Origin of the sequence: Pseudomonas tolaasii NCPPB 2192 (assembly GCF_002813445.1) — a bacterium.
Lineage (GTDB): Bacteria > Pseudomonadota > Gammaproteobacteria > Pseudomonadales > Pseudomonadaceae > Aquipseudomonas > Aquipseudomonas tolaasii.
On sequence record NZ_PHHD01000001.1, the window covers coordinates 1,289,000 to 1,314,348 of the forward strand.

Consider the following 25,349-nt stretch of genomic DNA (forward strand, 5'->3'; position numbering starts at 1 on the left):
ATGACTGAGCTGTCACAGGTGTCGGTGACGGCACTCAAGGGTGTCGGTGAAGCCATGGCCGAGAAATTGGCCAAGGTCGGCCTGGAGAATCTCCAGGACGTGCTGTTCCACCTGCCCCTGCGCTACCAGGACCGCACCCGCGTGGTGCCCATCGGCCAATTGCGCCCCGGGCAGGACGCGGTGGTCGAAGGCACCGTGAGCGGCGCCGACGTGGTGATGGGCAAGCGCCGCAGCCTGGTGGTGCGCCTGCAGGACGGCACCGGCGGCCTGAGCCTGCGCTTCTACCATTTCAGCAATGCACAGAAAGAAGGCCTCAAACGTGGCACCCGCGTGCGCTGCTACGGCGAAGCGCGCCCCGGTGCGTCTGGCCTGGAGATCTACCACCCGGAGTACCGCGCCATCACGGGTGACGAGCCGCCACCGGTGGACACCACCCTCACACCGATCTACCCGCTCACCGAAGGCCTGACCCAACAGCGCCTGCGCCAACTGTGCATGCAGACCCTGACGATGCTCGGCCCGAAAAGCCTGCCCGACTGGCTGCCGCTCGAACTGGCGCGCGACTACCAACTGGCGCCGCTGGACGATGCGATCCGCTACCTGCATCACCCGCCCGCCGACGCCGATGTCGACGAACTGGCCCTGGGTCATCACTGGGCCCAGCACCGCTTGGCCTTCGAAGAGTTGCTGACCCACCAATTGTCCCAGCAACGCCTGCGCGAGAGCATGCGCTCCCTGCGCGCGCCCGCGATGCCAAAAGCCACACGCCTGCCTGCGCAATACCTGGCCAACCTCGGCTTCGCGCCGACCGGTGCCCAGCAGCGCGTGGGCAATGAAATCGCCTACGACCTCAGCCAGCACGAACCCATGCTGCGCCTGATCCAGGGCGACGTCGGCGCGGGCAAAACCGTGGTCGCCGCCCTCGCTGCCCTGCAAGCGCTGGAAGCCGGTTACCAAGTGGCCTTGATGGCGCCCACCGAGATTCTCGCCGAACAGCACTTCATCACCTTCAAGCGTTGGCTGGAACCCCTGGGCCTGGAAGTCGCGTGGCTGGCCGGCAAACTCAAGGGCAAAGTCCGTGCGGCCGCGCTGGAGCAAATCGCCAATGGCGCGCCGATGGTAGTGGGCACCCACGCGCTGTTCCAGGACGAAGTGCAGTTCAAGAATCTCGCGCTGGTGATCATCGACGAACAGCACCGCTTCGGCGTACAGCAGCGCCTGGCCCTGCGTCAGAAAGGCGTGGGCGGCCGCATGAACCCGCATCAGTTGATCATGACGGCCACCCCGATTCCGCGCACGCTGGCCATGAGCGCCTACGCCGACCTCGACACCTCGATCCTCGACGAACTGCCGCCCGGCCGTACTCCGGTCAACACCGTGCTGGTGACCGACACCCGCCGTGTCGAGGTGATCGAACGCGTGCGCGGCGCCTGCGCCGAAGGGCGTCAGGCTTACTGGGTGTGCACGTTGATCGAAGAGTCCGAGGAGCTGACCTGCCAGGCTGCCGAAACCACCTTTGAAGACCTCACCAGCGCCTTGGGCGAGCTCAAGGTCGGGCTGATCCATGGCCGTATGAAGCCTGCGGAAAAAGCTGCAGTGATGGCCGAGTTCAAGGCCGGCAATCTGCAACTGCTGGTGGCCACTACGGTGATCGAAGTCGGTGTGGACGTGCCGAATGCCAGCCTGATGATCATCGAAAACCCCGAGCGCCTGGGCCTCGCGCAACTGCACCAATTGCGCGGGCGCGTCGGCCGGGGCAGCGCCGCGAGCCATTGCGTGCTGCTTTATCACCCCCCGTTGTCGCAGATCGGGCGGCAGCGCCTGGGCATCATGCGTGAAACCAACGACGGGTTTGTCATCGCCGAAAAAGACCTCGAACTGCGCGGCCCTGGCGAAATGCTCGGCACCCGCCAGACCGGCCTTTTGCAATTCAAGGTCGCCGACCTGATGCGCGATGCCGACCTGCTCCCCGCCGTGCGTGACGCCGCGCAAGCGCTGCTCCAGCGCTGGCCGGAACATGTCAGCCCGTTGCTGGACCGCTGGCTGCGACACGGGCAGCAATATGGCCAAGTGTGACGCCTGACTCACTTAGTCGACCAACAGTTGTATCAAGCTGGTTATACTTCGTGGACTGTAAGAAATTGGATCAGGCCATGTCAGAAGTTGCCCTCGCCACAGCCCCACTGACCGCCCCGCCGGTCATTCGGGCTCTGCTCGCAAAGCTCGCCATTCCCTTCACCGAGGTTGCCGAGCAACCTGGCCTGAACCCCGCGCGAAAGGTCCAGACGGTCTTGCTGGAAGATGCCGTCGGCGCGCTGATGGTGCTGTTTCCGCAGAATCAGTTGCTTGACCTCAACCGCCTCGCCGAGCTGACCGGGCGCCGCCTCACGGCCGTGTCGCCGGACCGTGTCGAGCGCATGCTGAGCAAACACAGCCTGAGCCTGTTGCCGGGCCTGCCGGCGCTGACCACCTCGCCTTGCCTGTACGAAGGCAGCTTGCTCGACGAACCGAGCCTGCTGGTGCACTCGGGCGAAGCCGGTTTGCTGCTGGAAATCGCCAGCACCGACTTCAAGACCATGCTCACCAAAGCCACCGCCGGGCACTTCGGCGAGCCGCTGAGCAACATCCGCCCCAACCTCGACCGCCCGAATGATGACCGCGAGGAAATCACCCAGGCCATGCAGGCGTTCACCGCCCGCCGCATCCAGCAGCGTCTGGAAGCGACCCTCGAGATTCCGCCATTGGCTGACACGGCGCAGAAGATCATCAAACTGCGCGTCGACCCCAATGCCACCATCGATGACATCACTGGTGTGGTGGAAACCGACCCGGCCCTGGCCGCCCAAGTGGTGAGCTGGGCGGCGTCGCCGTACTACGCCTCGCCGGGCAAGATTCGTTCGGTGGAGGATGCCATCGTGCGCGTGCTGGGCTTTGATCTGGTGATCAACCTGGCGCTGGGCCTGGCATTGGGCAAAACCCTGAGCCTGCCCAAAGACCACCCGCACCAGTCCACGCCGTACTGGCATCAGTCGATTTACACCGCCGCGGTCATCGAAGGCCTGACCCGCGCCATGCCGCGTGCCCAGCGCCCGGAAGCCGGCCTGACGTACCTCGCCGGTCTGCTGCACAACTTTGGTTACCTGCTGCTGGCCCACGTGTTCCCGCCGCATTTCTCACTGATCTGCCGGCACCTGGAGGTTAACCCGCACCTGTGCCACAGCTATGTGGAGCAGCACCTGCTGGGTATCAGCCGCGAGCAGATCGGCGCCTGGCTGATGCGCTACTGGGACATGCCGGACGAACTGTCCACGGCCCTGCGCTTCCAGCACGACCCAAGCTACGACGGGGAATATGCCGAATACGCAAACCTGGTGTGCCTGGCCGTGAGTCTGCTGCGCAGCCGCGGCATTGGCTCCGGGCCGGATGAGGCGATTCCGGACGCGCTGCTTGAGCGTCTGGGCTTGAGCCGGGAGAAGGCCGAGGAAGTGGTGGGCAAGGTGCTGGATGCCGAAGTGTTGCTGCGCGAGTTGGCCTCGCAGTTCAGCCAGGGCTGAACATGATCGTTCCCACGCTCCGCGTGGGAATGCATGCGGTGACGCTCTGCGTCACGACTTCAAGAGCGGACGCAGAGCGTCCAAAGCGGCATTCCCACGCAGAGCGTGGGAACGATCAGGGCTTACTTCTTTTTCTTCGGCTTCAAATACTTGGTCAACCCCTGGAACCAGATCACCAGCGCCGGGTTGCCCTTGATCTGAATCGTCTTGTCCTGAATCCCCGTCATGAACGCCAGTTGCTTGTTCTTCGCCTGCATCGTGGCAAAGCCGAAGGCGGCATCCTTGAACGCGATGGCGAAGGCCGGCGCCGGGTGAACACCCGAGCGGCTGGTGATGCGCTGGTTTTTGACGATGAAGTGACGGGCAACCTTGCCGTCGAGGGTCTGCAACTGGAACGCCAGGTCTTTGTCACCCAACTGTTGCTGGAAGGCAGGATTGGTGCGGCTGGCTTTGCCCATCATCAGGCCCAGCACCCACAACAAAAGACGAAATTTCATGCACACGGCCTCGGTGTAATTATTGAGTGGCCGCAGCAGTTTAACGATTTGCAAAGAGAACGCCACCGATCTTGCGCATTAGCGGAAGATCGGCTGGCGTTTGACGCTTATAGCAGCATGTTACTTAAACGTTAGGGCACGGAACCGGCGCCCAGTCGGCGAGGTTTGGATCGCGGCAAGTGCCTTCGATCTGCGCCTTACCGGCGCTGGCCACTTGCTTGCTTTCCGCCTGCTTGGCCTGCACGGTCTGGATGCTCTTCTCGGTGGTCACCGCTTCTTTCGGCACAACCGGCAGTACCGCTTTTTTCGCTGGTTTCACGGCTTTTTTGCCCTTGGCCGGCGCCACAGGCGGCGTGGTGTCGGCGGTCGCTACGGTGACCACGTCGGCACGCTGCACACCCACTTGTTGCAGGTCTTGCTCGTAAGCCTGGGTGTAATTGTTCAGGTCTTCACTGGCCTTGCCGTTGACTGCAACGATCAGGTCATTCGACTCTTTCAGGCCTGCCACGATTTCCGCCAGGCGCTTGCGGCCTTCGGTGTCGTTGACGGTCTTGGCCTTGCGATCATTCACCAGCTTGGTGAATGCGCTCTGATAGCACTGCTGCGACGCCTTGGCGTAGGCGGTGCTGCGGTCGATATCCGACGCACTTTTGTTGAAGTCGGTGGAGTACGACGCGATGCGCTGGTTGTCGTCGGTGATCTGCTTCTGACGCTCGGTGTAGTAACCCGCCGCGCCGCCGGCCAGGGCGCCGCCCGCCGCACCAATGGCGGCGTTACGGCCGCGCTTGTCGGAGTCGCCGGTCAGCGCGCCCAGCAGCGCACCGCCCGCTGCACCGATGGCCGCGCCGGTCACCACCGACTTGGTCATGTTCGAATCGGTCGCACGCAAGTGCTGCACCGGCTCGTAGCAGTTCGGGTAGTACTCGACCTTGGTGGTCGAGGCGACCTTGGAGGCTGGCGACGTGGCGCAACCGGTCAACACGGTGCTGAAACCGGCCGCGATCAGCAGCAGGTGACGCTTGGAAACCGCCTTACGGGAAAAAAGCATAGGTGTGTTCTCTTTTAAGTTTGACTTGCCCAGCACGGCCCACCGCCGCCTGAGTCCCTTCCAAGCTCGCTATACAGCCACCGGTCAAGACCGCTGACCGCTCGCTGCGAGCAATTCCTTCAAGATCGTTGCCGGGTCGGCCCGCTGTTGCTTGCGGTAGTTGCCGACATGGCGAACGAACAGTGTCGCGCGCGTCACCAGGCTTTTGCCGAGCACTGGCTTGCGATCCAACTCTTCCTTGATCCGTTGAAACTGGGCCTGAATCACCGCATCGGTGTAGCGCGTGCCGGTGGCCAGGTTGTCGATATAAATCGCCACCGCGCCGTCGAGCGCGCTGCGGCCATTGGTGATGGCCATGTCGAACAGCTGCGCGCTGGCCTCATCCTTGTTGTCTTTGGCTTGCTGGCGGCTCTTCTGCAGGTTCGCCAGGCGGATGTTGTAGTTGCTGATGGTCTCGGCCACCAACGCGGCGGACTGGATCAGGTTGCCCGCCGCCTCTTCGCGTTGCTGGGCGATCAGCGAAACGTTGCGCTTGAGCTCTTCGTTGACCAGCCCCAGCTCGGCTTGCAGCTTGGGGTCAACGCTGGTGGCGATGATGCTGTCCAGGCGTTTGGTCGGGTCCTGGGCGTCGTCGATGGCATCGGTCAGCGAGGCCAGGCGGCCCTCTTTCTGCCACTGCTCGAACAATTCCTTGTAGCGCGAACGTGGCGCCGACAGCGCGCCAATTGCCACGCGAAAGCCGGTGGTTTCGTTGCTCTGTTCAGTGCCGTCGGCGGCAAACAACGGGTACTCGCGGCGCATGCCGGTAAACAGCGTGCCCTCGCCTTCGAGGTAGTTGCCGCCCTTGACCACAAAGCCGCCGTAGGTGCCCTGGCGGCGCCCGGCGTGCACCAGCTGGAAGGATTCCTGGACCATTTCTGCGGCGTTGCCAATCACGTCGAACAGGCCGATCGGGTTGGGCAGCCTGGTGCCGATCGGCATCAGGCGCGCGGCCTGACCGGTTCCGCCGGCCACCTGGTTGAACACGGCGTAATCGCCCAGCGGGCCGTCGCTTTCACTGCCTTCGACACGCCGTGGAAACAGGCGCCCTTCCAGGTCCTGGCGGCTCACCGCCTGGCCGCCACGCGCGGCGAATTCCCACTCCACTTCAGTCGGCAGGCGCACAAAGCCAAAGCCACCGTCTTCGGCAGAAGAACCACGCCCACTCACCGGCAGCAGGTCGCGGTGGTATTTCATCAGCCACGCGCTGTACACCGCCGAGAAGCGCTCGGCCTCAAAGCGCGACAGCTTTACCTTGGGCAAGCGTGCCGCCATGCCGGAGGGAAGGTTGCAGGCGGGCGCCGGCTCGCCACTGGCCAGGGACTGCGCCTGCGCCATCACGGCGGCGTACTGGCGCGCGGTCACTTCGTACTTGCCGATGAAATACAGCATCGGTTTGAGCGGGGTTTTGGCGTCGGTCTTCGGCATCAATGGCGCGATGACCTTGTTCCAGTCTTTGGGCAAGTCCTTGAGGGTGAACTGGCCGTTGATGAAGTCGCGGCGGTAGCCGGAAATAAACGATTGCTGATAACCCGCCTCGCCCTCGGCAAAGGGGTAGCCGAGGCTGATTTCGCGGTCATCCAGCGTGCCCTGGGCCAGCACGTAGGCGTAGCGGAACACCATGTTGCCTTCGCAGGGCAACGGCAAGCTCACGTCGTCCGCCAGCGGTTTGGGGTTGTCGAGTTTGTCGCTTGCCTCATCGGCCCAGGCCATCGAGGCCAGGCTCAGCGCCACGGCGGCGCCCAGTAACTTATACATCTCTGATTCCTTCAGAAGCCTGGATACGCGCCACCCGCCAACCACCAAAGCCCGCCGCCACGGCGCTGACGCCGAGGATGGCAACCAGAGCCAGACCATAGTGACGCGCCAACAGGTGGCTGGCGTGTTCGCCCGGCACCTGCACAAACAACTTGTTCAACGCCGCCTCGGCCAGGCCATACAGCCCGGCACTGAGAACGGCTGCAAAGCCTGCGCTGTACAGCGCTTGCAGCACCACAAACAGCAACAATCCACCGGTGGAAAACCCCAACAGGCGCAACACGGACAAATCCCGATGCTTGCGCGCCACCGCCGCCAACGCCCCGGCAAAGATCGCCGCAAACGCACCCGCCAGCGCCAGCCCGGCGATGATCCAGAACACGATCGACAGGTTGCGGCTCAACGACTGCACCTGCGCGATGGTGTTCGCCTGGGTCGACACCAGCAGGTTCTGCGCGGCGAAATACACCCGCAGCGCTTCCACATCCGCGAGGTTGCGCGCGTACAGGCGAAAAGCCGGGTACACGCGCGGCTCATTCACACCCACCGCCTCACCGTCCCAGCCCAACGCCGGCACCGCACGGCCGTCGCGGTAATCTTCCGCCGCCTCCAGCAAATTCAAATCCGCAAACAAGCCGTCCCGGGCGAAGGCTTCCAGCGGCATTACTGCCAGCACCTGCAGCCGCGTGCGTCGGGCCTCGACGCGCCCCGCCACTTGCCGCGAAAACACAGTTTCCAGCCAGTCGCCCGGTCGCGCCGCGAGCTTTTCGGCGGCGGTGTGGCTCAACACAATCTGGTCCAGCCCCTTGGGCACCGGCAAACCACTCAAGAGCGGATCACCCGACGCGGTCGGCAGCATTTCCAGGGTCAGCGTGCCGACCTGCGCCGTCGCCGCAATCTGCCGCGTGCGCGGGATGGCGAACGCCACATCAGCGCGCTCGCCCAACTGGTCGACGAAGGCATGGCTGAATCGACCGCCGCCCAACGGGATAATTTCACGGGTGGCCGGGTCGGTCTCCAAGCGTTCGGTCAAACTGCTAACCAGTCCAAATTTCAGGCCGAATAACACCAGCAACGGCGCAACCACCGCGACCAGTGCCAGCACCGCACAGGCCGACAGCCACGCGTCGTTGCGGTAGTCCTGCCAGGCCAGCGACGCCACCAGACCGATGCGCATCAGCCCACCTCCCCGAGGGTGGCGGTGACGCCGCCATCGCTGTCGCGACGGCAACCGATACGGCGCACCTGCAAGCCACTGGCGCGGGCCAGGGCTTCGTCATGGGTGGCGATCACGCACGCGGCGCGGTGCTCGCGGGCCTGGGCCAGCAGTGCCTGCATCACGCGCTCGGCGTTCAGCGGGTCGAGGGATGCGGTGGGCTCGTCCGCCAGCACCAGCTGCGGCGCATGGGCCAGGGCGCGGGCGCAACTGACGCGCTGGCGCTGGCCGACTGAGAGCGCGGCCGGTTTTTTGGCCAACTGGTCGCCGATTTCCAGTTGCTCGGCCAGCCGCGTCACGCTGCCGTCATCCTTCAACCCCAACAGTTGCCGGGACAACGCAATATTGCCGCGCACATCGAGAAACCCCAGCAACCCACCGGTTTGCAGCACGTAGCCCAAGTGCTGGCTGCGCAGCGCGGCCAGGGTGGACTGCTGATCCGCTCGCCACAACCCGGCGATGTCCTGTCGATGGAACTCGAACTGCCCCACCTGATCCGGCGCGAGCACCAGCGCCAGCAGATCGAGCAAGGTGCTTTTGCCGCAGCCGCTCGGCCCGACAATCGCCAACTGCTCGCCCGCGCGCAGGCTCAGCGCCGGAATCACCAGGCTGTAGCGCTGGCTGCCGACGCCCCGGCTCTTGTGCACCGCGCTCAGGTTCAGCATCACGGCAGCGTCGACAACGGCACGCGGTACAACGCATCGCCCGGTTCGGCATCGCCAAACCGGACCCAGTTGGCCACGTCATTGTGGAAGGTTTCGTAGAGGCGGATCTTCGAGTCCAGCTCGTCGATGAAGTCTTCCTGCTCGGCCACGCTCAACGACAACCACAGGTCCTGCGTCATGTTCAGCGACTTGCTGCGGTACGGCAGGCCCTCCAGGTATTCGCCGAGGATGCCGCCGTCGGCGAGGTTGCCGCCCTTGCGCAGGGCTTGCGGGTCGCGGCTCATATAGGCCGAGGCACTGGCGATTTCCTGGAAAAAATCCTTGGGTGAGGTCTGGGTCTTGCGCGCCGCGTCCACGATCAGTTTCAGCGACTGCTGCAGGTCGTTGAGCTGCAACTTGGTCAGCATCACGCAGACCTGGAACGCCGGCAGCGCCGGGTTGGTGAGGTCGCGGTCGGCGGTCCAGGCGCTGACCAGTTGCGGCGCCTGGCTCGCGGTTTTGCGCCCGAGGAAGTCCATGTGCATCGCATAGCCGACGGCTGCCGACTTGTCGGCCAGGGTCGGCGCCGAATTCAACAGCGGCACTGGCTGCGGGGTATTACTGCGCACTTGGTGCACGAGGTTGGCGAACACCGTACCGATCTCATCCACGCGTTCACCCAGCTTGCGCACATCACCGCCCGGCACCGGGGTGTAGAGGTCGCCGATCTGCGGGTTGGCGTCAGCGGTGAGGATGCGGTATTGGCTCTCGGCACCTGCGTGGGTTTTCTTGCCGGCGTCGGTGCGCAGGTGCAGCGCGTAGATCTTGATCTGCTTGCCCAGCGCAGCCTGGCGCACTTCGGCTTCGTTCATCTGGGTGGCGGCGAACGGGTCGTTTTTGCGCAGGGCGCCGGCGTCGGTGACCAGCAAAATGATGCGCCCGCCGTAGCCGGACCAATCCATGCCGTCTACCGCCTGCATCACCCCGGCAAACGCGTCTTCGTTGAACGAATGGCTGGACACCGTGGAAGCCTTGACCTGGCGCGCCATGTCGAGAAAGCGTTGCGGGTCGCGGCCCTGGTCCAGCGTGATCAGGGTTTTGGCCACGTATTCCAGGCCAGGGGTTTTCTTGATGCTGTTGCGAAAGCCCACCAGCCCGAAGCTCACGCTGTCCAGCTCGCCCCGTTCGCCAATGCGAGTTTGCAACTCGTGCACCACGTCGCGCACCTGGTCAATGTAGGGCTGCATCGACACGGTGGTGTCCACCACCAGCACCACGGCGGTGCGGAAGGCATCGGCGTTGGCAGTGTTCACCGGCGCCGCAGGTTTTGCGACACCCGCCTTTCCGGGGTCGATGGAGGCGATATTGAGCAACTGCACCGGCTGGCCGTTTTCGTCGAAGCTCTCTTTGGAATCGAAGATCGGCAGCAGGTAGAACTGGCTCTGCGGTACGGCGCTGGCGGTCGGTTCCAGCGCCAACACTTGCTGATTGTCTTCGCTGTTGTTCTGCGCCTTGGCCAGCACGTTTTTGGCGGCAGCCGGGTCCGCCAGCAGCCTCTCGACCTCGGCGGACTGGCGCAGGAACATCACCGGCGCCCGGCCCGAACGCTCGGTGAACTTGAGCACCAGGCTTTGCTTCCAGTCGCTGACTTGCGAGGCAGGCAGCCAGCCGTCGCTGCGCCCGTCAGTGGCCGTGCCCACACGTAACCAAGGGCTGCCATCGACGTCCTTGCGCTGGTAAACGTACAGCACGGAAAACGCCGCCAGCCCTTCGCCAGGGGCGCCACCGGCATCATGGGACAGCTTGGCACCCGGCTTGCTGAGCACGCGCTGGAACAGGGTCTTTTTACCGGCCATCAGCAACGGCCGCTGGCCGCCGTCCACCTCTGCCACCACGGGTTTCAACTCCGGCGGCGGTGCTTTTGGAATCACGGCGGCGGGCGGCTTGGCAGGCGCATCGCTGCCGCTCAACCACCAATAGCTGGCACCGCCGATGGCCAGCGCCACCGCAACGGCCACGGCAGCCAACGCCACCACCGGGCCACGGCGTTGTTCGGACACGGCGCGCTGTTGCGTCGGCGCCACCACCGGCTGACGCGCGGATTGAGGCTCAGGCTTGGCCGTCGGAATTTCGATGGACTCCGGCGTGATACCGCCCAAGTCAACACTCGGCGGAATCGGCAGCGGGCGCACCAGCGTGGCTTCCGGCGAATCCGCCGGCAGTTGGTCCAGCGCACGCAGCAGCGCCGCCGCATCCGGGAAACGTTCGGCCGGGTCCTTGGCCAATAACTTGCGCAGCACATCCTGATACCGGCCATGGTGCACCGGCAGTTCCGGCAAGGGTTCGGTCAGGTGCGCCAGCGCCGTCGACAGCGCGTCGGTGCCGTTATACGGCAGCTTGCCGACCAGGATTTCATAGAGCACCACGCCCAGCGCATACAGGTCGGCGCGGCCATCGATCTCCTGGCCTCGCGCCTGCTCCGGGCTCATGTAGCTCGGTGTGCCCACGGCAAAACCGGCCTGGGTGAACTGGGTGCGGTCGTCCAGCGACTTGGCGATACCGAAGTCGGACAGCACCGCGGTGCCGTCGGCGCGGAACAGAATGTTGGCGGGTTTGACGTCACGGTGCACCAGCCCCTGCGCGTGGGCATAGCCGAGCGCCGAGGCGATCTGGCGGATGTACGCAAGGCCCTGCTCCGGCGTCAAACCGGCGGCGATGCGCTCCTTGAGCGTGCCGTTGGGCAGGTATTCCATGGCCATGTAATACAGCTCACCGACATTGCCGATGTCATGAATAGTCACCGTGTGCGGGTGCGACAGCCGCGCCAGGGTCTTGCCCTCACGCAGAAAGCGCTCGCAGAAACTCGGGTCGGCCGCCAGCGCCGCCGCCATCACCTTCAGCGCCACCTTGCGCTCGAGAGAACGCTGGGTCGCCAGGTACACGCTGGCCATGGCGCCTTCGCCGATCTCGCCTTCGATGTCATAACCGGGAATCGCGAGGGTCATGGCGACACCTTCACAACAATGGCGGTGATGTTGTCCGGCGCCCCCCGGCTCAGGCCCAGATGCACCAGGCTGCGCACGATTTCATCCGGCGTGTCGTGGCCGAGCACTTCACGAATCTCATGGTCTTCCACGGTCTTGTTCAGGCCGTCGCTGCACAGCAGGTAGCTGTCGCCGGGGGCGATCAACAGATCGACGATCGCCAGTTCCAGCTGGGCTTCCACCCCCACCGCGCGAGTGACGATATTGGCACGCGGGTGTACGCGGGCATCGGCTTCGCTGAGCAGGCCGCTGTCTTGCAGGTCCTGCACGTAGCTGTGGTCGCGGGAGATGCTCTCCAGCACGCCCTCGCGCAGGCGGTACAGGCGGCTGTCACCGGCCCACAAACATACGCCGCGCAAACCGCGCGCAGCCAGCAGCACCACGGTACTGCCCATCATGGTCACGCCACGGTTGGCAGTTTCTTCGCGCACGCTGGCGTTGATGCGGATCAGGTCATTGCGCAGCGCCGCCGAGTACTCGTCGAGGGAGCGGCCCACCGGCACATGGCGCAGGCTGTCGACGATCAGGCTGCTGACGTAGTCGCCCGCCGCGTGCCCGCCCATGCCGTCGGCCACCACCCACAGGCGGTTTTCCGGCAGGTCCAGGCACGCGTCTTCGTTGACCTGGCGGACCATGCCCACATGGCTTTTGCTTGCGGATTTGAACGTCGAGCCCATCTACACCACACCTTCTTGGCCAAGCAAAAACTGCGCAAAATCGCCGGCGGCAGGCAAGCCCTGGCACCGCAATAAACCGGGGGAAATACGTTCTGAACCTCGGCCCCACCACAGGCTCGCGCCTTCACAGGCCTGTTCGGCGAGGGCGGTCATGCGCGTGTGAGGCACCGTGGCGGCCACCCGCTGCAGGCTGGCGAAACGGCTGTCGACCGTGCGCAACTCGCTGGCAGGGAGGCCCAGGTTGTCGATGCCATCGTTGAAGCTCTCAAAGGTGGCACCGGCATCCAGGGTGCTGAGCAACAGCGCTTCGGCCTGCTCGAACCAAGTGTCCGGCCCACCGGCGAGGGACGCGGGATTGGTGTCGTGATCCAGCATCGCCACCACCGCCAGCGGGAAATAACGCCCCACCCGGTCAATGCTCGGCATCACCACACCCGCCGCCGCGTCAGGCCCGCACACGCCCGGCGCCAGCACAAAACGCCAAAACGGGCTGACCAGGTACACCTTGAGCCAGTCGCCGCCGAGGCTGTTCTGGCTGGCGAGCAAGCCCGCCGCCAGCCAGCTGTCCCACGGGCCGATAAAACTCTGCGGCAAGGCGCGGCTGACAAAGTCCCCGCGGCTGGCCAACTTGCCGTAGAAACCCACCGTCGTCATAGCCGCTCCGGCAGGCTGAAGCCGCTGAGCACGCGGCTTTTGAACGGGTTAAAGGCGCTGTTGGCGCGCAGCTCGTAGGCGATGCTGGCGCCATCAACCCGCAGGCGCAGGTTGAAACGGTCCGGCGAGTTGCCCGCCGTGAGGTCCGATTGTTCCAGCAGGCGGAACCACGCCCATGGCCCGTCGAGGGTTACGCCCGACCGCCCGCTGGCCGACGGCGGCATGATGGAAATGCGCACCACGCCAATGCTGCCGGGGTTTGGCCATTGCATGGCCACCGGGCGGCTCGGGCCGTGGTCGTAGCTCAATTGCTGGCCGTCGAGGTCAAGCAGGAACTGGGTGATGGTCGGGTCCATCGACACCGGTTTGAGTTCGAACCGCACGATCGGCTGCGTGCCGCCGGCGCGGAAGAATGCATCACGAATCGTCGCGGCCCGCTGGAAGGTTTGCAGCACGCCCGGCGCAATCCCGAGCTTCTGCGCCGCGCCCGGCTGCCAGCGCCAGGTCTGCGCGGAGGTGTCCACATAGGGCTGCAGGTATTTGCGGAAGTAGTTGTCCATCACCCCGCCCACCCCGAAGAACTGGCCGAAGTCATCCAGCGTGGCATCGCGGGCACTGCCCGGCGCCATCGGGTAACGCCCGGCGAGGGACTGGCGATACACGTTTACCACTTCGCTGACCCAGGCCGCGTTCAGTTGGTTACGCACCCCGCCCATCATGCTGTTGGTGGTGGAGTTGACCACCGACTTGACCATGCCCTGCACCAACGGCGGCTGACGCTCGGCATTCAGGCTGACCCGCGTGGCCGCAGCCGCCGCCTGGTTCTTCGCCTCGCCGAGCAAGGCATCGCCACTGGCGCCGACCATGGCGCTGACCTGCACATACAGCGCGTTCATGTCGGCCAGCAGGCCGTCGATGGCCGCGGGCTCGCCTTCGTTTTTGCTGACGATGCTGTTGAGTTCGGCAAAGTGCGCGGTCACCGGATCATCCGCCACCTCGGGCTTGCTCGCCGCCTGCTGCTCCTGGCCGAGCAGGCTGCCGAGGCGTTCCTTGAGCTTGTCGACACCGCCTTCCACCGGCACGCCTTTGGCGGCCAGCTGGCGCTCTTCGGCTTGCAGGTCGGTTTCTTTGGCCACAGCCACCAGCAGTTTTTTCAGCGGCGAGGTCGGGCCGGAAATCACCCGCAACACGTCGGCGGCCTGGGCCACGCTGGTGATCGGCACGAAGTCGATGTCGGCGAGCAAGGCGTCCCACTGCCGTTGGTAATCCTGGAAATACAGGCGACGTACATCACCGGCCAGGCTCACCACATTTTGCTGGTCGGCCTGTTCATGGCCGAGCACCCATTGCTCTTCGGCGAGGGTACCGGTCTGGTTCAGGCTGCTCAGCAGAAACGCCTGGCGATAACCCTTGGCGGTGAAAAAACCACTCAACGGCTCGCCCAACGGTTTGCCGCTTTTGCGGCTGAACACCAGCGCGGCATCACGGCCGGCGGCTTCGTTGATGCGAAAATCCGGGATACCTTCAGGCAGTTTCTGACGCTTGACCCGATCGTAGACGCGCTGGGCCACCGGCAATTGCTGCAATTGGCGGCGCAGGTCGTCGATCAACCGCGGGTCGAGGCGCGCGTTCGGCGGGTGGCGGTCGAACAAGGCTTGCAGGTGTGCGTTCAGGGCCTGGCGCTGGTCGGCGGGCAGGTCGCGCGGCAAGCTACGGTCCCAGTCCAGGGCAATCCACGCCTTGATGAAGTCCGGGTCGTAATGCTCGTTGTCCGCCAGCATCAGGTAGGCCTTGAGGCCCTCGTAGAGGAAGTCGGAATTGCCGCCGCCGTGCAGTTGCTCTTCGATGCGCGTCACCAGGCGTGGTGCGAACACGGCGATCAACAGCTTGCGGTACACACTGCCGGACTCGGCTTCGAGCATATCGCCCTGATACAGGCCCAGGCCTTCGGCCCAGCTCGGCGAGTCGCCTGCCAGGCCTTTCACCGCATTGAGCAACGGCAACACGGCCAGTACGTCGCGCTGCGCCGGGCTCAGGGTTTGCACGGCCTGGCCGAGTGGCGCCACCTTCTGATCGACCTGCGCGATGTACGCCTGGTTGGCGCGATAACTGACCCACCACAGGCCGCTGACGACGACCACCAACGCCACGGTAGCCGCCAGCACGCCGCGTGCAATCCACTTGCGCCGACGCTCGACTTTCGGATTGACACCGACCAGCCCGCGCTCGGCAAACGCCACGGCGGTGAACAGTTTTTCAATGAAGTAACTGCGCCCGGTGCCGCTCTGGCGCGCCAGGTGCTGGCGGTCCAGGTTCATGCTCTGGGCCATGGCGCCGATCAGGCGATCAATCGGGCTGCCTTCCTGGGTGCCGCTGGTGAAATACACACCACGCAGCAACACGCGCTCTTCAAAGGCATTGGGCTTGAACACACCTTCGAGGAAGCCTTGCAGGCAATCTTTCAACGCGCCGAACTGCTGCGGGAAGCCGTAGATCAGGTCGCGCCGCGCCGGGTCGCGTTCCTGTTGCAGACGCTCGACCAGGCGCTCGTTGAGGCGCTGCTCCAGCCCGGCGAATTCGCTTTGCAGATGGGCCAACGGGCTGTCGCTGTTCTTGCCGTCGTCCAGAGCAAAGGTCATGCCCCACACTTGGGCGCGGTCTTCCTTGCTCAGGTTGTCGAAGAACTCCATGAAGCCCGGCACCAGATCGAGCTTGGTGAGCATCAGGTAGATCGGGAAACGCACGCCCAGTTGGGTGTACAGCTCCTGGATACGCAGGCGGATCGCAGCGGCATGGGCGGCGCGTTCGACATCGGTGCCGAGCAGCAGGTCCGACAGGCTGATGGCAATGAACGCACCATCGATGGGCCGGCGCGAACGCTGTTTTTTCAACAGGTCGAGAAAGCCCAGCCACGCGGCTTTATCCACTGTGGAGTTGCTGTCTTGTGTGGTGTAGCGGCCTGCGGTGTCGAGCAAAACCGCCTGATCGGTAAACCACCAATCGCAATTGCGCGTGCCGCCCACGCCGCGCACGGCACCGGCGCCCAGCTGCGCAGCCAATGGAAAATGCAGGCCGGAATTGACCAGCGCCGTGGTCTTGCCCGAACCCGGCGGGCCGATGATCACGTACCACGGCAGCTCGTAGAGGTTACGGCGCTCATCGCCGCCCAGCTTGGCCTTTTTCAGCAGCGCCAGGGCTTCGTCCATGCGCTGGCGCAGGGTGGTGAGTTCTTCGGCCGTAGCCACACTGTTGGGGTCCGCCGGGGTCTCCGCCGCCAGGCTGCGCATCACTTCGGCGGCCTGACGGCGCGCCTGGATGATGCGGAACACGCGGTAGGCGATCCACACGGCAAACACCAGAATGATCAACGCCCAGCGGCGCCCTTCCGGCATCAACACATCGAGCAACGGCCCGACAAACCAGATGATCAGGCTCAGCGCGATCAGGCCCAGCACGGGGATCACCCAGCGAATCATGAAACTGAAAAACGCCTTCACTCGACGCCCTCCGCCAATACGGTAATTTCAACCCGACGATTGCGGGCGCGGCCCTCGGCTGTGCTGTTGGTAGCCACCGGCTCGGTGTCGCTGCGGCCTTCGGCGCTGAAGCGGTCGGCCTGGCCGGTTTTGGCGGCAAGAATCTCCAGCACGGACTTGGCCCGCGCTTCGGACAAAGCCCAGTTGGACGGGAAGCGCAGCGTGGCAATCGGACGGTTGTCGCTGTGCCCGGTGACGCGCACCTGGCCCTTGACCTTGCGGATGGCGTCGGCGATGCGCAGCATCAGCGGCTGGTAGTTGTCGACGATGCTGGAGCTGGCGGAGGCGAACAATTCGTCGCCGCGAATGGTCACCACGGAACGGTCCACGGCATCCTCCACCGCCACGCGACCAGCCTTGATGTCTTCCACCAGAAAGCCCGCCAAACGCGGCCGTTCAACCACTTTCGGCTGCGCCACCGGACGGTCGATGGCCTGCACCGGAATCTCGCCCAGGGCATGGATATTTTTGAACACCGGTTCGGCATCCGACGCCAGCTTCATACGCAACCCGAACAGCAACGCCAACAACAGCGCCAAACCGATGGCCACGGCGATCCACGGCGGCATGAATTGCGCCAGGCGGTCCCGCGCCACCGTCACGCCGCGCCAGTGCGGTGAAAGCTCGCGCTCGTGTTCGCCGCGTGCGCTGCGAATCGCGGCAGCAGTGCGTTCACGCAAAGCGTCCAATTGGCTGCGGCCGTCGTTCATCACACGGTAGCGGCCCTCGAAACCCAGGCACATGCACAGATATAGCAGCTCCAGCAGGTACAAACGTTCGCGTGGGCTTTGCAGGCAGTGGTCGAGCAACTGGAAGACCTTTTCGCCGCCCCAGGCTTCGTTGTGCACGGTGATCAGCAGGCTCTGCTTGCCCCAATCGCTGGTGCTGCCCCACGGCGTGCTCAACACGGCTTCGTCGAGTGCCGTGCACAGCGCGTAACGCGCCAGCAGCACTTCGTTGCGCGCCACACCGGCGGCTTCAGCGCGTTCTTCAAACTGGCGCAGATAGGCCAGCAACTGCGCACGCAAACTGGCCGGCGCCGGGTGGGCGATGGTGTTGCGCAGGCGCGTCAGCAAGGCCAGAAGCGGACCAGCGGCGCTTTCCAGCGGGTTCAGGCCCTGGCTCTTGCCGGTGAGCATCGGCGCGGCGGGCATGGCCAAGGGTGCCGGTTGCGCGCGCGCAGGCTGACCGTTTGCGGGTTCCGGCGAGCGGCCACCGGGGCGCGGCATGAACTGGGTGCGTTCATCATCATTGGGATGCATCGCGGTTTATCCTCGGATCGCCCAGAAGGCCAGGTTCAAGCCCGGAAACTGCCCGGCGATATGGAAGGCAAAGCCGCCGGAATTGCTCAGTTGCTGCCAGTGCTCACTGCCACGATCCAGTTCGTAGTAGGTGGAGCCCGCGTGGTACGGCAACTGGCGCGGCGCCACCGGCAGCGGCAGCAAGCCGATGCCCGGCAGCTGCAGGTTGACCAGGTCGCGAATGTGTTCCACCGAGCCGACCTTGCTTTGCTGGCCGAAGCGCGCGCGCAGGGTTTCACCGGGCACATCGGCGCGGACCACGAGGATGAAACTGGCGTTGTCGATCAGGGTTTTGTCGGCCAGCATCGCCACGTGAATGCCGTAGGCTTTTTCCACAATCGGAATCGGCGTGGCCTTGCTGTCGATCAGCATCGACAGCGCTTCACGCAAGGCCTGCATGACCGGGGCGAAGCTCAGGGCCAGGTCGTCGTGCTGGTAGTGCGGGTATTCCTGCGGGCGGCGGCCCGAGGTGGAGAAGGTCGAAAATTCACCCGCCAGGCTCACCAGCTCGCTGAAAAAACGCTCCGGGTGCAGCGGAGTCAGCTGGCTCAAATGCTGGATCAACGGCTGCGCGCGGTTGACCAGTTGCAGCAACATGAAGTCGGCGATTTCCGACGCGCCACCGGCGCCCGAGGCCACCACGCGGCCCGCCAACGCTTCGCCGCGCTGGTGCAGCAGGCCGAGCAACTCACTGCGAAACGCCGTCAACGGCTTGCTCGCCACCACATCCAGCACCGGCGGGATGTAGGTGTCGTCGAGCACCAGCGCGCGGTCGGCGCGTTTTTCCTTGATGCGCACCAGGCCGATGGCGGCGTAATCGCTGATGCCATCCTGGTCGGTCAGCAGGCGCAGGGCACGCGAGCCGACGGCCACCGGCGCACGGTTTTCGAAGGGTGCGTTGTCGTCGCGCACTTCGCGCACCTGGCTGACATAACGCGCCGCTTCCAGCGCCTCGCCTTCATCCACGGTGTCGCGCGCACCCGCGCGCTTGAGCGGCAGCGCCAGGTAAACCAGCCCGTCGCGCAGGTTGTCGTCAATGTTCAGCGGGCTCGGCGCCACATCATCCTGGGGAATGTTGAACGGCGTGCCATCCGGCAGCAGGCCTCGCGCCGAGACGATCGCCAACTTGCCCTGGGCCAGCAGGCCCTGGTCGATCAGCAACTCGGAAAAACCCCAGGCCCCTGCGGACAACGGGCGGCTGCGCGCGTCGATCAGGTTTTCCAGGTAACGGTCATGCTGCTGGAAGTGCTGCGTTCCGATGAACATGCCTTCCGACCAGACCACGCGATTGTTCCAGGACATGGGGGCTCCGATCTCTTGTTATTGGGCAGTGCTTGCGGGGGGAACCACGACGTCGGCACGCACGGCGTGCACATCGAGGCTGATCTGGTATTCGGTGTATTGGCGCGGCGGCACATTGATCACCGTGCGCCATTGCGCGCGGTCGAGTTCGCGATAGCCCACCAGCAAGCCGATCTGGCGGGTGGAGGGGTCGAGGTCGCGTTTGATGCTCAACTGCTGGCCGGGCTGCACCATCACTTCGTCCTGGTCGAGCAGGTCGAGGCCAAGGGTGGATTGCGCGCGATCCGCCAGGGTGAAGTAATCGGAACGGCCAAAGGTGGCGGCGTTTTTCAGTTCGTAAATGCGCACCCGCACCGGGGCGGCCTGGCCGTTGGTCCCGGGGTTAAGACCGGCAATGGCGTGGAAATGCAATTCGACGGCGGCCGTGTCGACATCCGCTTCGGCGGCGGCTTCGGGCTTGGCGGCCTCCTTGGCACACGCCGTCAACAGCAACGCGGTGGCAACTGCGAGTAAAAACCTGGGAATCATCCTGCGTCCTCAATGACGTATTTAGCTATCCGTTAAATCCATGTGTTGCGTGTCAGCGCCGCTGTCGTGCGCTGTGTTCTTCGTATGCCCGGCTGAATTCGCGGCCGAACAGGTCCTGAAAATCTTCCTGGGCCTCGCGGGAAATATTGCTGTAAAGCTCGGTGAACTGTTGCCAGTACTGGGCCTGACGCGAGCCATTGAAAATGCTCGACAGCCCGCCGGGCTTGCCCATGCGCTCCTCCAGCCGGTCGGGTTCGAACCGCGCCAGCAAGTGTTTGATCGCCGCTTCCACGCCGGCCATCACCGCCAGTTGGTGGGCGCGCAGGTCGTCGAAACTCTCACGCACGGCGACATCCGGCGCCAAGAACGCCTGGTTGCTTTGGCGAAGCAGCAGCAACAAGGCTTCGTCGGCATTCGGAGCGAATTTCAACGGGTTGTTTTCGGCGGGCCGGATCATGGTTTGCTGCATGCGGAACTCGCCCTTGAGGCTGGCGCGGGCACGCAACACGTCGATCAGGCCTTCGACCATCAGGCGATAGCTGCGCCCGATGCTTTCCATCTGGGCTTCTGCCTGGTCTGTGTCGAGGCGCAATTGATCGAGGCCGGCGCCACGCAGGAAGGCTTGCAGCAGATCGGGTTGCAGGCTGCTGTCCGCCACGGCGAGCGCGGGCTCGACCACGGGTGGCGGCGGGATGACGGCGGCGGGCGGCGGTGCGACGGGGGTTGGCGGCGTGTCGGCAAACAGGTCCCAGTCATCGGGAATCACCGAACCCGACACCACAGGTTTCTCGACGGCAATGGGTGTCGGCGGGCGGAAATCGTGCTGCTCGGACGGTACGTGATCCGCCACGGTCGGCGGCGGTACGGCTGTGGGGCTGAGGAAGTCAAACAGGTCCGGCAGCGTGTCCATCGACGAAGCGCCCTGAAACTGCGGCGCGATCACCGGCAGCGGTGCAGGCGTGTTCGCGACGGCACCCATCAGCGCTTCAAAGCTGTTCGGCGATTCATTGGCAAAGGGTTGGCTATCAATGGCTTGCACGTTGAAATCGATGCGTGCCTGGATTTCATAGTCGCCGATGCGGATCAGTTCGCCGTCTTGCAAAAGCTCGCTGTTACCCCGACGCAAACGAATACCGGCGTTAACCAACTCCACCCCGTTCGTACTGTTGTCGGTTAAATAATAACGGCCATCTTTGTATTGAATAACACAGTGTTGCGAAGACACGAGGCGCTCTGGGTCAGGCAATACCCAGTCATTATCCGAACTGCGGCCGATCGCCATCGAGCCCTGGTTCAAGGACTTTTCGGCACACTGCCCAGGGGTAATCTTGTGATAACTAGTGATAGTCAAACACAGCGACATCTTGCCTCCTTGCTGATACTTCGCGCGCAGTCGACGCCTGGCACAACGCTTACCGGGCAATCCCTACCAGATCGTGCAAACGACCCTTAAAACCGGTTTTTACCAGCATGATCGCTGATCTTAACCGGGCTCCATGACAGAAATCCTCTTCCGGTGCGTCACCCGACCCACCAGTCGTGCAGGTTGTTAAGCACCGCACATCTGTCACAGAGGGCGAATAGCTTACCTTGACAAGGCCCAACTACTACACCAAAAATGCACAACTTCTTGAACATCATTGATGGCACATTAGTGGCACTTTGACTATATGACCAAGAAAACATGCAAAGTTCATTACGCAACTAAGGCATGAACTGCCCGCCATCTAACGGGCTGATAGGGAGATCGAATCAAGTGGATGTGCCGTTGCTGCTCGCCGCCGTTTCCGCGACTTCGCCATGTGGTGAAGACATGGAATATGACGCGCAATTTCTGCAGTTGGAACGTGACGCCAAGGGCCAGCCCGAGCGCAGCATGGGCGACTCCATTCTGCCCGCCGAACCGCCGGAATGGCGCAGCATCCAGCAGCAAAGCCTCGACTTGCTGCAACGCAGCAAAGACCTGCGCATCACCCATTTCCTGCTGCAAAGCACCCTCGCCCTCCAGGGTGTGGCCGGGCTTGCCGAAACCCTCGCACTGATCAACGCATTGCTGCGCGAATACTGGGCCGATTTGCACCCGCGCCTGGACGCCGACGACGATAACGACCCCACCGTGCGCGTCAACGCGCTGTCCGGCCTGACGAGCGACACCACCATTCGTCTGCTGCGCGAAAGCATCCTCACGCGCTCGCGCACCTTCGGGCCCGTCAGCCTGCGCGCGGCGCTCAACGCCAGCGGCCTGCAGATGTTTGCCGATGAACAACTCGGCGCCCAGCAGCTCAACGCGGCATTTCTCGACAGCGACCCCGAACACCTGCAAGCCACCCGTGACGCCTTGAGTGCCGCACGGGCTGCCTGCGAAGCCATCGAACAACAGGTCAACGACCAGGTCGGCTCCGCCCGGGGCGTGGACCTCAGCGGCTTGAAGCAACCGCTCAAGCAAGCTCTGCACATACTCAATCAAGCGGTGCCCGGCACCGAAAGCAGCGGCGAACCCGAGGTTGTCAGTGACGACAATGCCCCCTCGGCCGATTACGCCGCCGCCCCCGCAGCCCCTCGCCCCGCTGGCGACATCGCCACCCGCGACGACGTGCTGCGCAGCCTCGACAAAATCCTTGCGTACTACACCCGGCACGAGCCTTCGAGCCCGCTGCCGGTGTTGTTGAACCGGGCAAAAAATCTGGTGCACGCCGACTTCGCGGCCATCGTGCGCAATCTGATTCCCGACGGCATGTCCCAATTTGAAAACCTGCGCGGCCCGGACAGCGAGTAAGCCGCCGGACCGTGCAGTAACAACACTGTCGCTCAAGCGACCAGGAGCAGCATCGTGGCGAAGCAAAGTTCTCAGAAATTCATTGCGCGCAACCGCGCGCCTCGAGTGCAGATCGAGTACGACGTCGAGCTTTACGGCGCCGAGAAAAAGGTCCAGCTGCCCTTCGTGATGGGCGTGATGGCCGACCTCGCCGGCAAGCCCGCCGAGCCCCTCGCCGCTGTGGCCGACCGCAAGTTTCTTGAAGTGGACGTCGACAACTTCGACTCGCGCCTCAAGGCCATGCAGCCACGCGTGGCGTTCCACGTACCGAACGAACTGACCGGCGAAGGCAACCTGAGCCTGGACATCACCTTCGAAAGCATGGACGACTTCAGCCCCGCCGCCGTGGCGCGCAAAGTCGATTCGCTGAACCAGTTGCTCGAAGCCCGCACCCAGTTGGCCAACCTGCTGACCTACATGGACGGCAAGACCGGCGCTGAAGAAATCATCATGAAAGCGATCAAGGACCCGGCACTGCTGCAGGCCCTTGCAAGCGCGCCCAAGCCTGCCGGGGAGCAGTAATCATGACCGACAATACCGCCCGCGAAAGCAGCCAGATCCTCGGTACCACCGAAGAAGCCAGCGAGTTCGCCAACCTGCTGCTGCAAGAATTCAAACCCAAGACCGAGCGTGCCCGCGAAGCCGTGGAAACCGCCGTGCGCACCCTGGCCGAACAGGCTCTGGCGCAAACCGACCTGGTGTCCAATGACGCGATCAAGTCGATCGAATCGATCATCGCCGCCATCGACGCCAAGCTGACCGCCCAGGTCAACCAGATCATCCATCACCAGGATTTCCAGCAACTGGAAAGCGCCTGGCGTGGCCTGCATTACCTGGTCAACAACACCGAGAGCGATGAGCAACTGAAGATTCGCGTGCTCAACATCTCCAAGCCGGAACTGCACAAGACCCTGAAGAAGTTCAAGGGCACGGCGTGGGACCAGAGCCCGATCTTCAAGAAGATGTACGAAGAGGAATACGGCCAGTTCGGCGGCGAGCCATATGGCTGCCTGGTGGGCGATTACTACTTCGACCAGTCGCCACCCGACGTGGAACTGCTGGGCGAGCTGTCGAAAGTCTGCGCCGCCATGCACTCCCCATTCATCGCTGCGGCCTCGCCGACCGTGATGGGCATGGGCTCGTGGCAGGAGCTGTCGAACCCGCGCGACCTGACCAAGATCTTCACCACCCCGGAATACGCCGGCTGGCGTTCGCTGCGTGAATCGGAAGACTCGCGCTACATCGGCCTGACCATGCCGCGCTTCCTGGCGCGCCTGCCGTACGGCGCCAAAACCGACCCGGTGGAAGCCTTCGCCTTCGAAGAAAACACCGACGGCGCCGACAGCTCCAAATACACCTGGGCCAACGCCGCGTACGCCATGGCGGTGAACATCAACCGTTCGTTCAAGCACTACGGCTGGTGCTCGCGCATCCGTGGCATCGAGTCCGGCGGCGAAGTGGAAAACCTGCCGGCCCACACGTTCCCGACCGATGACGGTGGCGTGGACATGAAGTGCCCGACCGAGATCGCCATCAGCGACCGCCGAGAAGCGGAACTGGCGAAGAACGGTTTCATGCCGCTGCTGCACAAGAAGAACACCGACTTCGCCGCGTTCATCGGCGCCCAGTCGCTGCAGAAGCCGGCCGAATACGACGACCCGGACGCCACCGCCAACGCCAACCTGGCCGCGCGCTTGCCGTACCTGTTCGCCACCTGCCGTTTCGCTCACTACTTGAAGTGCATCGTGCGCGACAAGATCGGTTCCTTCAAAGAGAAGGACGAAATGCAGCGCTGGTTGCAGGACTGGATCCTCAACTACGTGGACGGTGACCCGGCGCACTCCACCGAGACTACCAAGGCCCAGCACCCGCTGGCGGCGGCCGAAGTGATCGTGGAAGAAGTCGAAGGCAACCCGGGGTACTACAACTCCAAGTTCTATCTGCGCCCGCACTACCAACTTGAAGGGCTGACGGTGTCGTTGCGTCTGGTATCGAAACTGCCTTCGGCGAAATCCGCGTAAGCCAGCAACGCTCGTTCCCACGCTCCGCGTGGGGATGCATCTTGTGACGCTCTGCGTCACTGGGACGCAGAGCGTCCCGGGCGGCATTCCCACGCAGAGCGTGGGAACGATCAAACAAATCGAGTGGCCCCGGCCACACAGGGAGAAAACATGGCTGTTGATATTTTCATCAAGATCGGCGACATCAAGGGCGAGTCCATGGACAAGGCCCACAAGGACGAAATCGACGTGCTGAACTGGAGCTGGGGCATGGCCCAGTCCGGCAACATGCACGTGGGCGGTGGCGGTGGCGCGGGCAAGGTGAATATCCAGGACCTGTCGCTGACCAAGTACGTCGACAAGGCCTCGCCGAACCTGATGATGCATTGCGCCAGCGGCAAGCACATCGACAAGGTCAAGCTGACCGTGCGCAAGGCCGGTGGCGAAAGCCAGGTCGAGTACATGGTGATCAACCTGGAAGAAGTGCTGGTCACCTCGCTGAGCACGGGCGGTTCGGGCACCGATGATCGCCTGACCGAAAACGTCACCCTGAACTTTGCCCAGGTCATGGTCGACTACCAGCCGCAGAAAGCCGACGGCACCAAAGACGGCGGCGCGATCAAGTTTGGCTGGAACATCCGCTCCAACACCAAACGCTGATAGCGCCGGTGGCCGTGGCGCCCCGCCACGGCCCCAGACCTTTTGTCCCTCTCGCAACCCGTCCGTGGAGCTGCTT

19 protein-coding genes are annotated in these 25,349 nt (G+C 63.8%); 6 read left to right on the top strand and 13 right to left on the bottom strand.

Annotation, left to right across the window (positions count from 1 at the left end):
- A complete protein-coding gene (recG, locus tag ATI14_RS06095) occupies positions 1-2,076 on the top strand; it encodes an ATP-dependent DNA helicase RecG (RefSeq protein ID WP_016969941.1) in 2,076 nt (691 codons plus the stop codon).
- Positions 2,077-2,153: 77 nt separating this feature from the next.
- Positions 2,154-3,554, top strand: a complete 1,401-nt coding sequence (locus ATI14_RS06100) for an aminoacyl-tRNA deacylase and HDOD domain-containing protein (protein ID WP_016969942.1) — start codon at positions 2,154-2,156, stop codon at positions 3,552-3,554.
- Positions 3,555-3,676: 122 nt separating this feature from the next.
- On the opposite strand, the gene ATI14_RS06105 is transcribed toward ATI14_RS06100, so the two are convergent.
- From ATI14_RS06105 to tagH, 13 genes are all read right to left on the bottom strand, one after another.
- Positions 3,677-4,051 (bottom strand): hypothetical protein, encoded by a 375-nt coding sequence (locus ATI14_RS06105; protein WP_026082927.1) that lies wholly within the window; start codon positions 4,049-4,051, stop codon positions 3,677-3,679.
- A 124-nt stretch (positions 4,052-4,175) separates the two neighbouring features.
- Positions 4,176-5,099, bottom strand: coding sequence for a type VI secretion system-associated lipoprotein TagQ (gene tagQ / locus ATI14_RS06110; protein ID WP_016969946.1), 924 nt, complete (start codon positions 5,097-5,099; stop codon positions 4,176-4,178).
- Positions 5,100-5,183: 84 nt separating this feature from the next.
- Positions 5,184-6,896, bottom strand: coding sequence for a formylglycine-generating enzyme family protein (locus tag ATI14_RS06115; RefSeq protein WP_080520167.1), 1,713 nt, complete (start codon positions 6,894-6,896; stop codon positions 5,184-5,186).
- Positions 6,889-8,073 (bottom strand): ABC transporter permease, encoded by a 1,185-nt coding sequence (locus ATI14_RS06120; RefSeq protein WP_016969949.1) that lies wholly within the window; start codon positions 8,071-8,073, stop codon positions 6,889-6,891. Before ATI14_RS06120 ends, ATI14_RS06115 begins: the two co-directional genes overlap by 8 nt.
- Positions 8,073-8,777 carry an ABC transporter ATP-binding protein gene (locus tag ATI14_RS06125; protein ID WP_016969951.1) on the bottom strand — a complete coding sequence of 235 codons (705 nt, stop codon included), beginning with the start codon at positions 8,775-8,777 and terminating at the stop codon, positions 8,073-8,075. The genes ATI14_RS06120 and ATI14_RS06125 overlap by 1 nt, the downstream gene beginning before the upstream one ends.
- Positions 8,777-11,761: a serine/threonine-protein kinase gene (locus ATI14_RS06130; protein ID WP_016969953.1), complete on the bottom strand. Its 2,985-nt coding sequence runs from the start codon at positions 11,759-11,761 to the stop codon at positions 8,777-8,779. Before ATI14_RS06130 ends, ATI14_RS06125 begins: the two co-directional genes overlap by 1 nt.
- Positions 11,758-12,477, bottom strand: a complete 720-nt coding sequence (locus ATI14_RS06135; protein WP_016969954.1) for a PP2C family protein-serine/threonine phosphatase — start codon at positions 12,475-12,477, stop codon at positions 11,758-11,760. Before ATI14_RS06135 ends, ATI14_RS06130 begins: the two co-directional genes overlap by 4 nt.
- A complete protein-coding gene (tagF, locus tag ATI14_RS06140) occupies positions 12,478-13,131 on the bottom strand; it encodes a type VI secretion system-associated protein TagF (RefSeq protein WP_016969956.1) in 654 nt (217 codons plus the stop codon). It abuts the gene before it with no gap.
- Positions 13,128-16,628 carry a type VI secretion system membrane subunit TssM gene (gene tssM, locus ATI14_RS06145; RefSeq protein ID WP_016969958.1) on the bottom strand — a complete coding sequence of 1,167 codons (3,501 nt, stop codon included), beginning with the start codon at positions 16,626-16,628 and terminating at the stop codon, positions 13,128-13,130. Before tssM ends, tagF begins: the two co-directional genes overlap by 4 nt.
- Positions 16,625-17,929 carry a DotU family type VI secretion system protein gene (locus ATI14_RS06150; protein WP_016969959.1) on the bottom strand — a complete coding sequence of 435 codons (1,305 nt, stop codon included), beginning with the start codon at positions 17,927-17,929 and terminating at the stop codon, positions 16,625-16,627. Before ATI14_RS06150 ends, tssM begins: the two co-directional genes overlap by 4 nt.
- A gap of 6 nt (positions 17,930-17,935) precedes the next feature.
- On the bottom strand, positions 17,936-19,270 hold the full coding sequence (gene tssK, locus ATI14_RS06155) for a type VI secretion system baseplate subunit TssK (protein WP_016969960.1): 1,335 nt from the start codon (positions 19,268-19,270) through the stop codon (positions 17,936-17,938).
- Between the two features lie 18 nt (positions 19,271-19,288).
- Positions 19,289-19,798, bottom strand: coding sequence for a type VI secretion system lipoprotein TssJ (tssJ, locus tag ATI14_RS06160; protein ID WP_016969962.1), 510 nt, complete (start codon positions 19,796-19,798; stop codon positions 19,289-19,291).
- A 52-nt stretch (positions 19,799-19,850) separates the two neighbouring features.
- Entirely contained in the window at positions 19,851-21,161 is a 1,311-nt protein-coding gene (gene tagH, locus ATI14_RS06165; protein WP_016969963.1) for a type VI secretion system-associated FHA domain protein TagH, read from the bottom strand.
- Between the two features lie 393 nt (positions 21,162-21,554).
- On the opposite strand from tagH, the gene tssA reads away from it, so the two are divergent.
- The 4 genes from tssA (at position 21,555) to ATI14_RS06185 (ending at position 25,273) form a co-directional block, all read left to right on the top strand.
- A complete protein-coding gene (gene tssA / locus ATI14_RS06170) occupies positions 21,555-22,574 on the top strand; it encodes a type VI secretion system protein TssA (RefSeq protein WP_016969964.1) in 1,020 nt (339 codons plus the stop codon).
- Positions 22,575-22,628: 54 nt separating this feature from the next.
- Positions 22,629-23,135 (top strand): type VI secretion system contractile sheath small subunit, encoded by a 507-nt coding sequence (tssB, locus tag ATI14_RS06175; protein WP_016969965.1) that lies wholly within the window; start codon positions 22,629-22,631, stop codon positions 23,133-23,135.
- A 2-nt stretch (positions 23,136-23,137) separates the two neighbouring features.
- On the top strand, positions 23,138-24,634 hold the full coding sequence (tssC, locus tag ATI14_RS06180; protein WP_016969967.1) for a type VI secretion system contractile sheath large subunit: 1,497 nt from the start codon (positions 23,138-23,140) through the stop codon (positions 24,632-24,634).
- Positions 24,635-24,784: 150 nt separating this feature from the next.
- Positions 24,785-25,273: an Hcp family type VI secretion system effector gene (locus ATI14_RS06185; protein WP_005792512.1), complete on the top strand. Its 489-nt coding sequence runs from the start codon at positions 24,785-24,787 to the stop codon at positions 25,271-25,273.
- The last annotated feature ends 76 nt before the right edge of the window (positions 25,274-25,349 follow it).